Origin of the sequence: Blastopirellula marina (assembly GCF_002967715.1) — a bacterium.
GTDB lineage: Bacteria > Planctomycetota > Planctomycetia > Pirellulales > Pirellulaceae > Bremerella > Bremerella marina_B.
The window spans coordinates 25035-41559 of the sequence record NZ_PUIA01000003.1 but is presented as its reverse complement, the minus strand read 5'-3'; the positions used below and the strand labels follow the sequence as shown (position 1 = coordinate 41559).

General features: G+C 55.6%; 14 protein-coding genes. 5 read left to right on the top strand and 9 right to left on the bottom strand.

Annotation, left to right across the window (positions count from 1 at the left end; genetic code table 11):
* The first annotated feature begins 11 nt into the window (after positions 1-11).
* On the top strand, positions 12-1058 hold the full coding sequence (locus C5Y96_RS00615; RefSeq protein ID WP_146115462.1) for a hypothetical protein: 1047 nt from the start codon (positions 12-14) through the stop codon (positions 1056-1058).
* Here C5Y96_RS00615 and C5Y96_RS00610 read toward each other — a convergent pair.
* The 7 genes from C5Y96_RS00610 to C5Y96_RS00580 form a co-directional block, all read right to left on the bottom strand.
* Positions 1040-1747 carry a tetratricopeptide repeat protein gene (locus C5Y96_RS00610; protein ID WP_105349615.1) on the bottom strand — a complete coding sequence of 236 codons (708 nt, stop codon included), beginning with the start codon at positions 1745-1747 and terminating at the stop codon, positions 1040-1042. The two genes, C5Y96_RS00615 and C5Y96_RS00610, sit on opposite strands and share 19 nt — an antisense overlap.
* A gap of 72 nt (positions 1748-1819) precedes the next feature.
* Positions 1820-3076 carry a DUF6348 family protein gene (locus C5Y96_RS00605; RefSeq protein ID WP_105349614.1) on the bottom strand — a complete coding sequence of 419 codons (1257 nt, stop codon included), beginning with the start codon at positions 3074-3076 and terminating at the stop codon, positions 1820-1822.
* Between the two features lie 34 nt (positions 3077-3110).
* On the bottom strand, positions 3111-3569 hold the full coding sequence (locus tag C5Y96_RS00600; protein ID WP_105349613.1) for a dual specificity protein phosphatase family protein: 459 nt from the start codon (positions 3567-3569) through the stop codon (positions 3111-3113).
* 117 nt (positions 3570-3686) lie between these two features.
* Positions 3687-4550: a DUF2314 domain-containing protein gene (locus C5Y96_RS00595; protein WP_233198680.1), complete on the bottom strand. Its 864-nt coding sequence runs from the start codon at positions 4548-4550 to the stop codon at positions 3687-3689.
* A gap of 172 nt (positions 4551-4722) precedes the next feature.
* Positions 4723-6429: a hypothetical protein gene (locus C5Y96_RS27560; protein ID WP_199188599.1), complete on the bottom strand. Its 1707-nt coding sequence runs from the start codon at positions 6427-6429 to the stop codon at positions 4723-4725.
* A gap of 37 nt (positions 6430-6466) precedes the next feature.
* Entirely contained in the window at positions 6467-7417 is a 951-nt protein-coding gene (locus tag C5Y96_RS00585) for an SgcJ/EcaC family oxidoreductase (protein ID WP_105349612.1), read from the bottom strand.
* 146 nt (positions 7418-7563) lie between these two features.
* Complete coding sequence (locus C5Y96_RS00580; protein WP_105349611.1) at positions 7564-7845, bottom strand: hypothetical protein; 282 nt, start codon at positions 7843-7845, stop codon at positions 7564-7566.
* A gap of 353 nt (positions 7846-8198) precedes the next feature.
* On the opposite strand from C5Y96_RS00580, the gene C5Y96_RS00575 reads away from it, so the two are divergent.
* The gene (locus C5Y96_RS00575) at positions 8199-8972 is read left to right on the top strand and encodes a methyltransferase domain-containing protein (RefSeq protein ID WP_105349610.1); all 774 of its coding nucleotides are present in this window, start codon (positions 8199-8201) and stop codon (positions 8970-8972) included.
* 77 nt (positions 8973-9049) lie between these two features.
* Here C5Y96_RS00575 and C5Y96_RS00570 read toward each other — a convergent pair whose 3' ends face one another.
* Both C5Y96_RS00570 and C5Y96_RS00565 read right to left on the bottom strand, forming a co-directional pair.
* Positions 9050-10477, bottom strand: coding sequence for a DUF1501 domain-containing protein (locus tag C5Y96_RS00570; protein ID WP_105349609.1), 1428 nt, complete (start codon positions 10475-10477; stop codon positions 9050-9052).
* Positions 10478-10492: 15 nt separating this feature from the next.
* The gene (locus tag C5Y96_RS00565; protein WP_105349608.1) at positions 10493-13528 is read right to left on the bottom strand and encodes a PSD1 and planctomycete cytochrome C domain-containing protein; all 3036 of its coding nucleotides are present in this window, start codon (positions 13526-13528) and stop codon (positions 10493-10495) included.
* Positions 13529-13762: 234 nt separating this feature from the next.
* Here C5Y96_RS00565 and C5Y96_RS00560 point away from each other — a divergent pair, with 234 nt between their 5' ends.
* From C5Y96_RS00560 to C5Y96_RS00550, 3 genes are all read left to right on the top strand, one after another.
* Positions 13763-14305, top strand: coding sequence for a hypothetical protein (locus C5Y96_RS00560; protein ID WP_105349607.1), 543 nt, complete (start codon positions 13763-13765; stop codon positions 14303-14305).
* Between the two features lie 192 nt (positions 14306-14497).
* Positions 14498-15274, top strand: a complete 777-nt coding sequence (locus C5Y96_RS00555) for a hypothetical protein (protein WP_146115461.1) — start codon at positions 14498-14500, stop codon at positions 15272-15274.
* Positions 15275-15298: 24 nt separating this feature from the next.
* On the top strand, positions 15299-16525 hold the full coding sequence (locus tag C5Y96_RS00550; RefSeq protein ID WP_105349605.1) for an ABC transporter permease: 1227 nt from the start codon (positions 15299-15301) through the stop codon (positions 16523-16525).

Sequence of the window (16525 nt, the reverse complement as noted above, 5' to 3'; positions counted from 1 at the left end):
GCGGTGTTCCCTTGTCTGAAACGCCTTATCTCCGCCTGATCCAAGCGGCCTCGCAGGTCGTATTTGATGATGACTATTACGACCTGATCGATAGCGACGACATCGAAACACTTCGCCGCGAGGTAGAACATAACCAGGAAGCACTCGCGCTGGCCCGAACTCACCTCGGGCCCAACTGCCGCATTCACTTGGTATACGAGGCCAATTTTTTCGCCGACAACAGCCCGAACATGCAGCGTCTGCGCGACCTGGCCAGGGCATTTGCGATTGAGGGGCGTCTCGCCGGTTTCGAGAAACGCTGGGCAGATGTCGCATCCATTGGTCTCGACCTTCTCGACTTAGCAGGAGCAACCGGTCGCGGAGGGCTTTTGTGCGATCACATGGTTGGATGGGCAATCTCTGGCAGCGGCATCGACTTGCTTCGACAGTGGCGAAGCGAATACGACGAAGCCACGCTTTCCCACTTGCTGGTACGCATTGCTCAACTGGAATCAGAACGCGATGACTGGAATGAGGTACTCCAGCGGGATCAACACTGGGAGGAGACGGTTCAATACCCTGAAGAACCGATCGATCCGTCCACCTACGAACTTCCCGAAGAAGAGGCAAAAAAGATGTCTCAGGAAGAGATCTCGCAATACTACGAGTTAGTTGAGATGGTTATTGAGATGGCTAACTACCAATCGAAGTTGCCTTACTCGGAACGTTCGAACAGCTACACCGAACTCGAAAACCGCACTGTGGCGCAGTATCGGCTGATGACCCTCGACACGGCGATTCGTAAATACCGATGGATGACCGGAAGTTATCCTCGGCAACTTGCCGAACTGATTCCAGGTGCCTTGCCGGCACTTCCGCCTGATCCATTCACGGGAACGGACTTTATCTATCGCCCCCAGTGGCAAGGAATTTTTCGCCGCTCGATTCAGAGCTTTCTGCTCTACAGTCCTGGACCACGCCAGATCGATCACGGTGGCAGCTTCGGCCCTTACCCGCTTGTTGCTGCTGGCGAGGCCGACTTGTGCTTGGATGAGTTCGATTATTTTCCGGATGATTGATCTTCGTCCGGCTCATCGGCACCCGCCTCATCGGGCGCTGGCGTCTCGTTGGCGATGGCCTTAAACGAGTCGATCCGTTCCTTGATCAACTCAGGGTGATCGTATCCTCGGACGATAGCCTTCTTCAACTCGCGATCGGCGTCTTCAAAGCGGCCTACGGTGGCATAGGCAAATGCCAGATTCGAGTGCGCGACAGCCAATGAGTCGTCCAACTCGACTCCCTTCTCCAGATGAACGACCGCCTTTTCGTATTCTTCCTGGTGGATATAGAGAGCCCCCAGGCTGACGTGAAGCTCGGCATAATTGGGCTCGATCTCCAAGGCCTTGTTGTACATCTTTTCCGCCTCATCGAACTCACCCAGCAACCGGCAGACTACTCCCTTGTTCACATACGCCATGTGATTCTTCGGGTTCTCCTTGATCGCCATGTTGTGGTACTTGATCGACTCCTCGTACTCATCCAGCTCGTTGTAGCAGTTGCCGATCATTGTCAGCACTTCACTTTTGTTGTAATTAATCAACGGCTTCTTGAGAGCATCCTCGAAGTAAGGAATGGCCTCGGCGTAGTTACCCTCGTCGTAATAGACGGCCCCATCTTCGACCAGCGCGTCTCCGCTCTTCTGGATGTCGCAGCCAGCAAGAAAGAAGATCGCGATAAGACATACCGCGGCAGAAGTGAGTTTTGTCATGACAATCGATCTAAGAGAAAGGAGCGGTCAATCCGAATCGTTGCCATCGATTTTAGTCTTGTTGCGTTGGCTCTACCAGAACTTCCACCACGGCTTCTTACTCGCCGGCCTGACAGCTTTCGACATATTGAAGACCATTTCAACCGCCTTATCCATCGTTGCCTGCGAAACTCCCCGCTCTGGCACCACGCTTGGAAAAAGCCGCATGCCACTAAGATCGTCGGCATTGGCCCCTGATTCCAGGGCATTGAGGATCGCATTCGATTCAGCGTTGTACAGCATCAGCGGTTGCCATTTCTCTTTGGGCAGCGTCTCCCAAATCTTGACCCCGATCGCCCGGGCACGCGAGTAAGCCGGCAACCCCATCAAAGGAACGTCCGTTTCGATCGTCCCATCGCGACGAGCTCGTACGATGGTCGGCGAGTACGTGATGCCGGTGTTCTCGAAGTAAAGTCGTCCGAACGCAATGGTCGAAAGAGACTCGACCTCATGAACAAGATCGGCGTCAAACCCTTGCTTGACCATCGTCTCCATGAGCGCATCGATGTCTTCGTAGTCGGTAAAATGTTCGGCAAAATAATGGATGGTGCGTTCCAGTTCCTTGCGGTGCTCGATTTCCGCCGAGTTCCGAGGAAACTCGAACACGGCGAATCGCGTCACGTAGCCGAATTCTGGTCCCTGCACACCGGCCGGCCAATTGTTGTCGTGGTGAGAGACCTCGTGCCCGTCGATTTCCAACTCCCGTTTCCATCCCTCTTTTCCGTGCGAGAGGATGGTCGCCTTGACCAGGTGCACCCGTCGTGGAGCCGCCGATTCGGCCGCGTAGCGAAACCACGGCTTGCTGTCGTCGAGCTTCCCATGAATCGATTCATCCTCGATCCCCCGCGATAGAGATGGCCCGACAAATGCTCGCAGTCCCGGCAGGCCGTAGTCGCCCGGTGCATACCCATGCGAGAAGTCACCATCCTGTACACCGGCCTGACAGGTCATGCAAACAGGCTTGTTGTCGAGAAAAGATTTGATTGGCCCCGCCACGCAGGTAATCCAGAGCCCGGCCGCTTCGCGCAGCGCCTGGTCGCGTTCGTCCCCCATCCCGACGACACACGCATCCAGGACTTCGTCGTCATACTCGTGTAGCGTGGCAAACACATGGCAATGCGCCATCTCGCGCCGCCCTTGCTCCCCTTCGTAAATCTCACCAGTCAGCGTGATACGTCCATCGAACAATTTCAACTGGCCATCAAACAACTGTGTCCAGCCCCCCAGTTCGCCACCGTGCGCAACGATTCCTTCTTCGATGTACTCAAGCAGTTGATGTTCTTCGGTCACGGGTAAAAGCGTCCTGGCATGATGGGTTTAAGAGTCATTCGATCGAAATCTGATTAACGATCCCAGTTTGCTCGAATGCCGATACTTCATCATTAATCTCGTCGTAGTAGTCAGAGAGCTTTAGATGAGCATGGGCCGTTCGCCATTTCTGAAAACAGTTTTCCATCTCCGGATCGCCTAGGATACGAGCAGCTTCACGAATCAGTAGTTGATTCGGTATGTGACGCTTGGCATTCAGCATTCCCATAGCTAACGTCGAACCGAAGGACTGGCAAGACAGAACATACGCCAAAGCAACGCTGCGACTTTGTCCCGCCCGACACGTAACCAGCAGTCTCTCAGCATCTTTGGCGAACGCGATTGCCTGATCGATATGCTGCGAGGTAACCTCCTTCTGTCCGACAATCGGTTTTTCGATGTCGTCGAAACGCAGTACAAGGTGGCGGCGCGAGTTCTCTTTGACAAACTGGTTTAGCCCTGCCTCACTACCCAATCAGCAATGACATCCCATCGACCAACCTCCCGTGCCAATAAGTCAGACGCGGCCAGGTAGCTTGCTGCCCGGATTTCCTGCAAATGCTCATTCCTTCTTTACGGCTGAAAGTCGCGACTAAGCTCCACCAGTTTCTTCCAATCGCTTCATCACCTTCTTCCACCCCAGCGACTTGGCCAACATGTACGGCGTCATACCGTTTTCGGCTGGCCGCTTGGGATCGGCACCGTTTATCAAACAAACATCGACGCCATCAAAAGAGCCTGCCAAGGCCAACTGATGCAGGAAGGTAAACCCTTTGTCGTCCGGTTCGTTGAGCATCTCGGGGCTGCCTGACAAGGCTTCCTCGAAGGAGGGACGCATGTTGACCGACATGGGGTGCTCGTGATTGGCAACCTTGGCGTAGTCCTGCTGCTCCTCTTTGGCGGCACCTCCGAATAGCTTGCTGAAGAAGCCTTGCTTGGGGGCTTCCTCGCCGATGTAACCTGGCGGTACGAGGTTGACGACGCCCACCTGGCCGAAATCAAATCCCCAGGCATTGTCGTGCGCACGGCGTTCGCCAGCCGGCATACGTGACCGCATCAGGTCGATCGTAAAACCACCGTAAACTTTACCGAACACTACGTACATCCAATCGCAGATCTGCTTGCCAGGCACCTTCACCTGGTCCCCTTCCTTCACCGACTTCAGGGAGTGGGGCGAATTGATCAATGTGCCGCTGAGGTACTTTCCGTCGTAATCGACATCCATCAGCCACATGTGCTCTTTTTCAAGCTCACTGGGATCGTCGGTGCGAAATTCGGGAGGGTCTTCGAAGGTCGCTTTCACCGCGGCAATTTCCAACCCGGGAATGATTCGGCGGCGTTCCCACGACAACTCGCGCCAAAAGTACTTGAAGGTTTGCCGCGCTTTTTCGGCGGCTGCTACCATTTCGGGGTCGTTGGCTGGCGTTAAGATGGCGGTCGATTCTTGATCGGACATGGTCGACTGGCCTCGTCGAAAAGAAGAGAGAGAGAAGAGGGAATACGCCCAGTTTATCGAAGCCACTCGCCAGTGCCAACTTATTTATGCTATGCCCAACAAAGCTTCTTCGAACGAAACATGCCCACGCAAGCGTGGGCATGTCATTAGTTTATGCTGAAGAAACTTTTCCTTAGAAAGGCAATCCTTCTCCGGAAGCGTTATTGGAAGCATCCCCGCTGTCGTCCTTCTTGGCGTCTTTCGGCGGGTCCATGCGAATCAGCAAGTAGTGCTTGGTGCTGGCCGTACCAAAGTGGACCAGAACCGGCACTTCGTTCTTGGTCAGGTTATAAATCCCGGTCTCGAAGACCGTCGACGAATTATCACCTACCGTGAACGCACAGCGCTGCGTCTGCTTGTCGACTTTCCCTTGCACCAGGTACGACTTGTCGGTCGACGTGTTGTAGTACGATCCACTGATGATCCCATTATGGTCGACGGCCAGTTGGATTACCCGCGTGGGCTTAGGGTCTTCTTCGCTGGTCGAAATCGCGAAGGTCCCCAGCGGCAGGAACTGGTCGCCCTGGCTGTTATCACCCTGCGTGTTGTCCTGCTGGCTGTTCGATTGCGTGTCGGTAGGCTGCACCGTTGCCAGGTCCATCGCCGACTGAGCGTACTGCTCTTGTGTGCCGACATCTTGACCGTTGACATAGACAGAATTGTCTTGATATACGACGTTGCCGCCGTCACCGTAGTCGTAATAAATAGGTGACCCCCAACCGTAATAGGGGAACCACGAAGTCATACGGCCCCAAGTAGCACCGCCCCACCAATACCACCAGTCGTGATTGTGCCAATCATGTTGGTAGTACCACGGCCGGAGGTTGGGATGATCGTGGCTCCACCAATCACTACCAGGGCGATTCCAATTGAAATGGTTCTCGATATTCTGCGTGATTTCAGGATGATTGACACTCCACCAATTGCCGCCGATGTGGTTATCGTGGATGTTCTGGAACTTATTGCCGTTGTTCTGAAAGTTCTGCAGCTTGTTATCCAGGTTCGGATGGTCTTTGCCCCAAAAATCGCTCCCGGGCTTCGGACCGTCACCACCAAGCCACTTCTCGATCTGATTGCTGGCGTTGGGATGGTTCTGACTAAACGCACCACCACCGACCAGCCCCGAGCCTTTCGCCTTGTCGGCCCATTGATCTAGCTTCGCGGCACGGTCAGGATTGTTGTCCAACCAACTGCTGAGCTTGTTGGCTCCGGCACTGCCAGGTCCGACAATATTACTTAGCTGATCACGAACTTTGCTAGAAGCATCGGGGGGGAAACTCGAGCGAATTCCGCCATCTGCCTGGGGGCCACCCTGCAGGCCAAGAAAACTTTGTAATTGCCCTGACGACGGTCTTCCGCCGTTGGGCAGTTGCGAACTGAACGAAGGAAAGCCAGCGTGACTTTCCCCAATACCGGCCAGACCGTCCCCAGAATGCAGTGACGATGGGTTCAGCGTCCCAGGGAAACGCCCCGCGACACCAGAAGGAAGGTTTAAGTTGCTTTGCGGCAAGTGCATACCCGAGGGAAGATGAGCCCCGCCGAAGTCTCCTCCGCCAAAGCCACCGGCTCCTAAACCACCGCCACCAAAGTTACCGCCTCCAAAGCCGCCAGCACCTAACCCCCCACCGCCGAAGTTGCCTCCGAGTCCGGCACCACCTGCGCCCCCTGGATGAAAACCTCCACCGGCCATGACTCCGCCGCCATGAAAGCCGCCACTGAGACCTCCCATTCCACCTCCATGGAATCCACCACCACCATGAAAGCCAACGGCGTAGGTTGATACCGGAAAGAGGACTGCCGCTACAACCGCCCAGCACCAGGTCAATATATTTCGCTGCATGGATAAGTTCCCTTATGTTCTTTATGTGCGTGTGGCTCTAGTTGCCGTAACGGGTCAGTTTGTCCGGACCAGTTCCCGGCAGGGCCTGACCGTCGACTTCCATGTTCACCAGGCTCAGCTTCAGCTCGTTGTTCGAGACGCGCTCGATGACCTGGCTATACGAAGCACGGCGACCGTCCACCAGCTTCACCACCATCGGACAACGCCAGGTCGTTGGGCTGGTTTGCTCGAAGGTTCCTTCGCCGAAGCTTCCGTCGCCGTCAAATTGCCAGCAGCGGATAACGTTATGTTCGCTGTCCCAGCCGATGATCTGCATGCCAGACTGACTGAAACCTTGGGGAGAATTGATTTGATAATGGCGAGTCAGAAAGCTACCTCCTTGGATGTAGCCGACCTGGTTGGAGACCGTTGATTTTTCATTGCCGTCTACCCAAGTACCGACCAACCAGTCCAACTGATGCAGCGGGCTAGGCGCGTTCGCGGCGGCGGCAGGCACATCCGCTTCTTCGACTTCGCTAATCAGCCATTGGTTGCCATGCTTGGTCAAAAGAGCCGACAAGCGCGAGAACGAAACGGACTTGTCGCTATGTAGCACCTGGGTCGAGCACTTCACACTGACGACATTCGGGGCAACCTCGCGAAGCGAATTCAACGTAACGGCCAACTTGGCCTGGGGATCTGCTTGAAAGAGGGCCTCATAGGCCGCCAGAATTGCGGCTCGCCCCTTCAAGCTGTCGGCCAGGGCGGTCTGGCGATGGACCGCATCTTCCTGCCAGGCATTGGCGACCGCTTTGGCATCGTGCTGATTGAATGCCGCTTCAAACGCGCCAAAAAAAGCTTTCAGGTCTTTCTCGACCGGGCTGCTTGTCGCCTCGGTCGATTGAGCCTGAACCGTTGCGCCTACGAGCAACATGATTGAGCATGCCAGCAAACCATAGCCGACCTTACCGGCAATATGGCATCCGCCCGGCGAAGAAAAACACTTCATCCGACGTCCCCTGTTCTCACATGAATTGAATTTACCCTAGAAAAGGTGTTTCTACCCATAATTATAGGTGGTGTCTTTTCGGGGTCGCAACAAAAGCAGCCAAAGAAACAGGTGAGAACGGGGAATTCACCTGAGTTTTACACCCTTTACATGGGTACCAGGTACTCCATGATCGCTTTAATGCGAACTGTAACCTTAACCTTGCTGATGATTTGAAACGGTTTTCCTTTCTGAGTGTAGATAGTCGCCATGCCGGCGTTCCCCATCGGAAGTGACTTGGCCGGCTCTTCGTCATCTAAGGTAATCTTCACCGCGATGAATCCAATGACAGCACGAATCGCCAGGTTCGCAGGCTTCGGCTTGATCTTCATCTTGATACAAAAGAGCCAAATCCCAGCTACCGATAAAACCACAAACAAAGCGATCATCGTGGGCCAGACATTTGGTTGAGGCGAGTGGTCTTAAGCAGATGGATTCTTCAGAGACGCAAGTTCGACTTGAAGTTGGGCGACTTGCTTTTACTATCTTCGATTTCCCCATTCACAGCGGGAGTCGAGTCGCTAAGACCGAGGCAATATCCATAATTCCCATTCCCTATAGGCAAACGGAATGCATTGATTTGGATGAATTGTGTCTTCAGTCTAGCAATTCTAGATTCGTCCGTTACTGATATTCCCGACGATGGATTTCGTCTTGACTCGAACGATGATATCTTCATTAAGATCAAACATAGTCGATAAATTCCCGCGAACTTCCTGCCTTACCTCTTGAGTATCACACCATGACAACGAAGGATTTCGGCGCGATCGAAACGGACTACGCGTTTTTCATGTCGCATGCCACCGAGGCCAAAAGTGATGTCGAGGAATATGCCCGCAAGCTGGAAGGCTTTGCCGAGGGACGATCAAACATTCATCTGTTCGACTTTGGCTGCGGAACCGGAGAGTTCAGCCGGCAACTACTGGAAACCCTGGCCTGGCCAAAAGAATCGCTGTACCTGACCCTCTTTGAGCCCGTCGATCACCAGCAAGAGATTGCTGCCAAACGATTATCACGCTTTAGCGATCACGCGATTGCGAGCCTAGGCGAAGCCTCGTTCGACCAGCGACCGACCTTCGACGTCATCGTTTCCAATCACGTGTTGTACTACGCTGAAAACCTGGGCCAGACCATCACGCAGCTCTTGGAACGCCTGGACAGCGAAGGAAAAATGCTGCTCGCGCTAGCTGGCCACGAGAATGCGCTAATCAAGCTCTGGAAAGTAGGTTTTGATCTGCTCAACCAGCCGATTCCTTATTTCGTAGCCGAAGATGTCGAAGCGGTACTCGCTACCCACGATGTCTGCGTGAGCAAGTCTCCATCGAACTATCAACTTCGCTTTCCCGATAACGAAGAGAATCGCTGGAAGATCCTGCGTTTCCTTTTCGGCGACTATCTACGACAGATTCCGCGGAAAGAGATCCTTCAGCAATTCGACCAATACGTGCAAGAAGATCAAATCGAGATCAACACGTTCAGCGAGCACTTCATCGTGCAACTTAACCCTAGAGCGTGAGAGTTGTAGCGTTTCTGGCGTAGACGCAGCCAGCCAGAACGCTACAGATCGAATGGAGCCGCTCTAATGGCTAGGGGCTAAACAAAAAGCTTTTCGACCGGATGATGTTCTTCGACGCCGGTCAGCTTAAAGTTCAGTCCTCGATGTCGGAACGTCAGCTTTGTGTGATCGATCCCCAGACACTTCAGGATGGTTGCCTGGACATCATGCACATGTACCTTGTCTTCAACGACGTTAAACCCGAGTTCGTCCGTCTGCCCGAGTGAAAAACCCGGCTTGATTCCGCCGCCGGCAAACCACATGGTAAACGCTTGCGGATGATGATCGCGTCCTTGGCTTCGGCCCAGGGCCGCACTTGCTTCGACCATTGGCGTACGACCGAACTCACCTCCCCAAACAATCAGCGTATCATCCAGCATTCCGCGGCGGCGAAGATCTTCGACTAGTGCCGCACAGGCCTGATCGGTTTGCTTGGCCTGTCCGCGAATGCCTCCTTCGACATTGCTATGATGGTCCCAACCGGCGTGGTAAACCTGCACGAAACGAACACCTCGTTCGGCCAGTCGGCGAGCCATCAGGCAGTTCGTTGCAAAATCATTTTTCGGATCGAGCGGATTCGCTCCGTATAGTTCGAGCGTTTCCTCGGTCTCTTGCGAAAAGTCCATCAGTTCCGGGGCACGCGACTGCATCCGAAAGGCCATTTCATACGCTTCCATCCGAGTGCGAATCTCAGGATCGCCAGTTTCTTCCAGTTGCTTGCTATTCAGTCGATGGATCAAGTCAAGCGAATCATGCTGCGCCTTTTGGTCGTACCCCGGCGGATTGGAAACGTGCAGTATCGGCTGTCCATGTCCTCGAAACGGTACGCCTTGATGGACAGAAGGAAGGAAACCGGCATTCCACATCGCGGCCCCGCCGCTCAAGCTACCGCCACTCTTTAGCACGACGAATGAGGGCAAGTCATCCGCTTCACTTCCCAGGCCATAACTGAGCCACGAACCCATGCTCGGACGGCCCGGCACTCCGTTACCGGTATTGCAAAACAGCTGAGCGGGCGAGTGGTTGAAATGGTCGGTATGCACCGAACGCACGATCGAGATGTGATCGACCACCTTGGCCAGCCCTGGCAGCACTTCCGAAATTTCCGCACCACATTGGCCATGTTTGGCAAACTTGAATCGCGGACCCAACACGGCCGCATCAGGCTGAATAAACGCATAACGCTGACCATCGATCACCGACGGAGGTATCGGTTTCCCTTCCATCTCGGCCAGCTTTGGCTTGTAGTCGAACAGTTCTAACTGGCTTGGAGCACCGGCCATAAACAGGTAGATCACCCGCTTGGCCTTGGCCGGAAAGTGGGTTGACTTGGGCGTAAAGGGGCCCGTACCCTCGGCCACCGCTTCACTCGACTGAGCCAATAGCGACGCCAGAGCAATCTTACCGATGCCGACTCCGCAGTTGCGGAAGAAATGCCGTCGCGTTTGTTCTTGTAGCCAGTTCATAGGGCGTATGTTTTCTTAAGGTTTCGTAACGGCTTCATCCAGGTTCATCAGCGAGCGAGCCACCATGACCCATGCTGCTTGCTCAGGGGTACTCGACTTGTCCGAGCAAATCTCCTGAACGTTGATTTCGCCACTTTGTAGTCGAGCAAGCTGTTGGTTTCGATAGCTGAGGATCGCTTTCATCTCATCTTGCCCAGGGGGCCGCGTCACCAATCGTCGGAAGATGTTCTCGGCGATCGCTTCCGGCGTAGCAGCTTCGTGCCGCGCGGCCGCCGCCAACGCCTGAGCGAGTTCGATGTACATGGCATCATTCAATAGCGTTAACGCCTGCAGCGGCGTGTTGCTGCGATCTCGCTGGGCCGTGCATACTTCACCACTGGGTGCATCAAACACGGCAAACGCAGCGAAGGGGGTCGTTCGTTTGCTGAACGTATAGATCGATCGCCGATACCTGTCCTTTCCGGTCGATGGCTTCCATTTGAAATCGCCGTACGCCAGCGAGGTCACGCTCTCTGGCTGCGGCGGGTAAACGCCAGGGCCATACATTTTGTCCGAGAAACTACCGCTGGCCATCAGCATGATGTCTCGGACGATCTCGGCATCAACACGGAACCGAGGCCCCCTCGCGAGCAGTCGATTGGCAGGATCGTTGGCCCGCTGTTCCTGCGAAGCGTCCGCCGTCTGGCGATAGGTTGCACTGAGCACCATCTGGCGATGCAGGTCTTTCATCGACCAACCGTTCTCCATCAGCGAGCAGGCCAGGTAGTCGAGTAGCTGGGGGTGCGACGGTGGATCCGACTGCGTGCCAAAGTCTCCGCTACTTTCTGCGAGCCCTCGCCCAAACAGGGCCTGCCAGGCTCGGTTCACAACCACGCGGGCCGTCAAAGGATTCTCGTTGCCGACCAACCACCGCGCCAGTTCCAACCGATTGGTTGGACCGGGGGAAGCATCGTCACCGAGAAACTCCGGCACACGCGGTGTGACGGCTTCTTTCGGACTCAAGTATTCACCACGGTGATGCAGAAACGTCGGGCGTGGGTTGTCTCTGGGGCGTTCTTCCATCACGAGTGTCATCGGAAACGCTGGTAGCTTCTTGCGTAGGGCATCGATCGGCTTGCGCGCGTCGACCAGTTCCGGAGCAATCGAAAGATAGTAGTGACGGATCTGCTCTTGCTGCTCAGTGGTAAGCTCTTCCGACGTTTTGGCCAGCAGCGATTCCACTTCAACAGGCATCACTTTGGCCACGACCGGGCGATCGACCGAGGCCGCGGAGACACGGAAGCGACCAACGCTCGCCGCGAAGTGTCGTTCGAAGAGGAGTTCTACCGTCAGCTCGCCCGCCGTGGTGATCGGCTGCGGCAAGTTAACGACCAACTGATGCGACTCCCCTTCTCGCTCGGCAGTCGACCAGCCTGTCGAACCATTCCCGTCCAGGACGTTCGCCGCGTCGGCACTGCCACTGCCAATACTGATCTTTCCGTAGCTATGCGAGGCACCATCCAGCTTGACCGGTTGACCGCCGAACTGGGCCGACAGTTCGCTGAGAAAGAAGTCCCCTTCGCGCCCTTCGTAGTAGGCACGCCCTGGGCCGCCGGCAGGCAAACGCGGATCGGCCATCACCTCAAGCCGCAGCGCGGTCACGGGCAACTGGCTCGCATCGATCGAGTACGTCACGGTAAATACGTCACGCTTGGTAATATCGCCGCTGGACAGAATGGAGTGATCCGGCAGCGACTCGAGCTTCGGCAAATTGCTTTCCAGCTTAGTGGCGGCAAGCGTCTTCCATGGCGTGGCGTCCTTTTGGGCAGTGTCCAACCACTGGGAACGCTTGGCCTGGAGATTCGCTTGCCGACGTTCTCCTTCGTTCCCTTCTCCTTCCGCCGGTGGGAATTGACCAGCAAGTTCTGCCGTCAACCGCTTGATCTGCGCGTTGATTTCTTCACGACGTTTGACAATATCAGCCGACTTGATGCGAAAATCTGGCTCGTCGGCATTATTCATCAGGGCCATGAACGAGTAGTAATCGGTATGCGTGATCGGATCGTACTTGTGCGTATGGCACTGGGCACATCCGACCGTCAGTCCCAGCCAGACTGTCCCAGTGGTGGCCACGCGGTCGACCATCGCGTAGAAGCGATATTCGAGCGGATCGATTCCCCCTTCTTCGTTCAGCATCGTGTTGCGGTGAAAGCCGGTCGCAATCTTCTGGCTTTCTGTCGCATCCGGCAGCATGTCGCCAGCGATTTGCTCGATGGTGAATTGATCGAACGGCATGTCTTCGTTGATCGCACGAATGACCCAGTCTCGGTAGGGCCAGATCGAACGGGGACGATCTTTCTCGTAGCCGTTGGTATCGGAGTAGCGAGCCAGGTCCAACCAATCGCGGGCCCAACGTTCGCCGTAATGCGGCGAAGCCAACAAGCGATCGACCAGTTTCTCGTATGCTTCAGGGTCTTGATCGTTGACGAATGTGTCGGCCTCGGCTGGTGTGGGTGGCAAGCCAATCAAGTCTAAGTACACGCGGCGAACGAGCGCGTACTTATCCGCTTCCGCCGACGGCTCTAAACCTTCCTTTTCCAGCCGTGCCAACACAAACCGATCGATGTCGCTACGCGGCCAGCTTGTGTCGGCAACCTCTGGCACGGGCGGCTTCTGCGGAGGGACGAATGCCCAGTGCTCGGCGTAAGCGGCTCCCTCTTTGATCCACTGGCGAAACTTCTCTTTCTGCTCGGCCGTCAGGGTATCGTTCGTATGCGGAGGGGGCATCTGCAGGTCGGGGTCATCCGACAAGATACGCTCGATGAGCAAGCTCTCGTCCGGCGCATTGGGGACAATCGCACCATAATCGATCGCGGCGTCTCGCTCATCCAATCGCAAGTCGGCCTCGCGGTGCGATTCATCGGGGCCGTGACAGGCAAAGCACCGCGCAGCAAAGATCGGACGAATATCTCGATTGAAATCGATTGAAGACTGAGCCACTACTTCACGGCCATCGAGACCAACAGCCGCAAGCAGAGTCAGAAGAGGGAAAAGAGCTCGACGAAGCGACATTGCGCATTCCAGGGAAGCTAAGGAACGGTGGGAGGGTTCATCAATTATACCCCTTGATGCCCGATTTGCCAAACATGCACGAAAATCGAGCGACTTCGATCAGTTGCGACAAAATTGAGTGACTTTTCGCCTGATCTGCGTGGCCAACATTATTCCCATTTTGACAGACGAACGCCCGCCGACAGAGCGAATGGGGCGATCTTGGACTCTTCTCACGATTGTTGGAGAAACCGTTTGAGTCTGTACTACCGGCGGGACGAATATAGCGAAGACGGAAATTTTACCGATCGCGTGGGATTTGAAGCGATGCCTCGACGGGCGACAGCAATGATGGCAGTTCTGGCGGTGGTCATTCACTGCGTGCTCGGCTGTTGCGCTCGTTGCTTGAACGCTTCTGTCCATCACGACCACAGCGATCCCTGCCAGGCAAACTGCATTTGCTGCGATCATCACCACCACGATGCTGGCATCGAGTTTTGCTGCCAACCGGCTAGCAACTCAATCGAAACCGAGTTTTCTTCTGAAGCCGCTCCTCAGCCTGATCATGAATGCCTCGGCTGCGGTACCGCCAAGTGTGCGTTTATCTTAAGCGAATCGGCCTGCGATGGCCTGACCGATGCCCTATTGCTGCCGGCAGAACTCTGCTGGTCGGCCATGGAGTACCCTTCGATCGATTGCGATCTCCAGCAGTATCCGCCCAGATTTTCTGAGCGGACAACACGGCACATTACACCCAAACTGCGCCTCCACCTCTCCCTGGCGGTCCTTACGCTTTAGTGGCGCATTTGCTGGCGCGATTGCTGCTTCGGCGTGATCGTCAGCGACCTATCTTTTCGACGATTCCCAGAACAACCTGGTGATGCTTCTGCCTGGCGGCTGACTCATCACAAGTCGATTGATAACGAAACGCCCAGAGCCTCGGTTCTGGCACCGTTTCCTTCATACAACCATTCATCCGAAAGGATTCTGATGAAAATCATTACGCATATAGCGATCGCGCTGGCCTGTCTACTTACCCTGCCTAGTATCAGCTTCGCCCAGGCCGATGCCAACGCGACGCTTCAGCAGGCCCAACAAGCTGGCCAATTTACGTTCATCGTCTTCTACAAAGACAACTCACCGCAAACCCAGAAGATGCTGCAGATCGTGCAGCAGTCTCTGACAGGCCAATCGGAGCATGCGACGCTGACCACCGCCAGCCTGGCAACGGCTCAAGGGCAGGCACTCGCCGAACAGTTTCAGGTCAGCCGGGCACCAATGCCCATGACCGTGGCGGTCGCACCCAATGGAGCCATCACCGGGCTGTTCCCGCGTCAGGTCGCCAAGGCCAACATCGACGCTGCCATCGTTCCGCCGGTCATGATGCAGTGCATGAAAGAACTGCAAGACCAGAAACTGGTATTTGTCTGTTTAACCAAATCGGAACAGGCGGCCGTGCCGGCTGGCGTTCGAGCGCTGCAGCTCGATCCGATGTTCAAGGACCGTATGTCCCTGATTGGCTTGAACGTGGAAGACACGTCCGAAGCTCGGCTCATGCAGCAACTGAAGGTTGATGCCGATCTGATTCAAGGTCCATATGTCGCGTTGATTGCTCCTCCGGGGGTTCTCGTCGGTCACTTCTCAGCCACGTCAACGGCCGACCAGATTGCCGCTGCTATTCACAAGGCCGGCAAGTGCTGCGACGACCCGAACTGCAAGCACGCCGGCAACGCCCAGGCATCGCAGTCCAATTCAACTCGCCGCTAAGCCACTTACCAATAGGGAAGCAAGATGAATCTTCGTTCCATCATCTGGCACGAGTTGAAGTCGCGCCCGGCCGGGGTGGCCTTCAACAGCCTGACCATCTTTCTGGGAGTCGCCGCGTTGGTGGCGATTCGCCATGTCACGGTCCATTCGGAAGAAGCCGTGTCAAAGCAACTGATCAATCTTGGTGCCAACATCCTGGTCCTTCCCAAAGAGGCCACGCTCCAAGACTACTATGCCGCCGATCAAAACGGCGGAACGCTGCCGGAAGAATATGTCGCCGAAATCTTCCTCGCCGGTTTATCTGGTGTTGAACAAGTTTCGCCGCGGCTAAACGTCTCGACCGAACTCAGCGGCCACCCGGTCGCGGTCACCGGTATTCTGCCGCAGTCGGAAGTCGATTCACTGGCAGCCTGGCAAGCGACGACGATGTTCATGAATACCACCAGCTCCGGCTGCTGCACGAAGGCCAACGTCGCCACGAGCGATGATCTGAAAGCCCCCGAGGCATTGATCAAATACCGGGCGATTCAAAACCTCGATAAGAAGGCGCTCGTGTTGGGTTCTGATATCGCTTTGAAGTTGAACTGCAAGGTCAATGACCGGCTGAACCTGCAAGGGGAAAAGTTCACCGTGATCGGCGTTCTACCGACGACCGGTACCGTGGACGACGGACGCGTGTTCGCCCACTTGCATTCGGTCCAACGACTGTGGGAGAAGGACTCGACCTGCAATGCGATTGAGATTGTCGGCTGCTGCGAAGACGCAGCGGGCAGCCTGGTACCTCAGCTAAAGGAACTTCTGCCGGACGCCAAGATCGTAACGATCTCGCAAGTGGTCGAAACACAGGTCGGCGTCAACTCGCTAATGGCCAAGACCTCGTGGATCGTGCTGGCCGTGATGATCGTCGTCGGCGGGGCAGGCCTGGCCGGTTCGATCGCCTCGAACGTCCGCGAACGCCGCCGCGAGATCGGTACGCTGATGGCACTCGGAGCAACGCCAGGTTTCATCCAAAAGCTGTTCCTCGGCAAGGCGTTCATTTTAGGGCTATGTGCCGGCAGCATTGGCTGCCTGGTCGGCGTAGTAGCCGCGGTCATCGCCGGCCCCGTCTGGGCAGGCGTCGCCATCATGCCGCTCGTAGGGACGTCGCTCCTTTCCATCGTTGCAGCCACGTTGGTGGCGTTGGTGGCCGCGTGGTGGCCAGCTCAGGGAGCGGCCCATCTCGATCCTTGCATCTGTTTTCGGGAGGTATAA